1 protein-coding gene is annotated in these 465 nt (G+C 26.7%); it reads left to right on the top strand.

Annotated features, from left to right (window positions below):
- Nucleotides 1-383: DDE-type integrase/transposase/recombinase (locus tag AWT72_RS08855; RefSeq protein WP_067143693.1), on the top strand; the 383-nt coding region annotated here is incomplete at its 5' end.
- Nucleotides 384-465 lie beyond the last annotated feature (82 nt).

Genomic DNA, 465 nt, shown 5'->3' with positions numbered 1-465 from the left:
AAAAGCATTATGTTTGGATTTTATATGATGAAATTTATCATAATGTAATTACTTATCATATCTCTGATAAAAGAGATTATATTGCTTGTGCTACTGTATTTTTAAAACTACTTGAATGTTACAAGAATAAACCCAATAATTTAAATGTTATGTCTGATATGTATACTGCTTATCCTATGGCTCTGCAATTTATTCAAAAAGAATTAGGTATTGAAATCAATCATACTTCTGTTAAAGGGCTAGAGGAAGTTAAAGGCGAAGATGCTAAAACTCGTATAGCTAAACAAAAGATAGAAAGACTTAATAGAGTATTCAAAGAATCATATCGTATTACTACTGGATACTTTAATATTCCAGTTTCTAGGTATTCTTTTGTACTTTAGATTTGTTATTACAATTATATGCGTCGCGAATAAAGTAAATTTATGAACACTGTAAATTATATTGATAAAACTGTTAAAGTAG

It is taken from the genome of Oceanivirga salmonicida (genome assembly GCF_001517915.1).
GTDB lineage: Bacteria > Fusobacteriota > Fusobacteriia > Fusobacteriales > Leptotrichiaceae > Oceanivirga > Oceanivirga salmonicida.
Note: the sequence above shows the minus strand (reverse complement) of the source record. Positions and strands in the feature narration are given on the sequence as shown.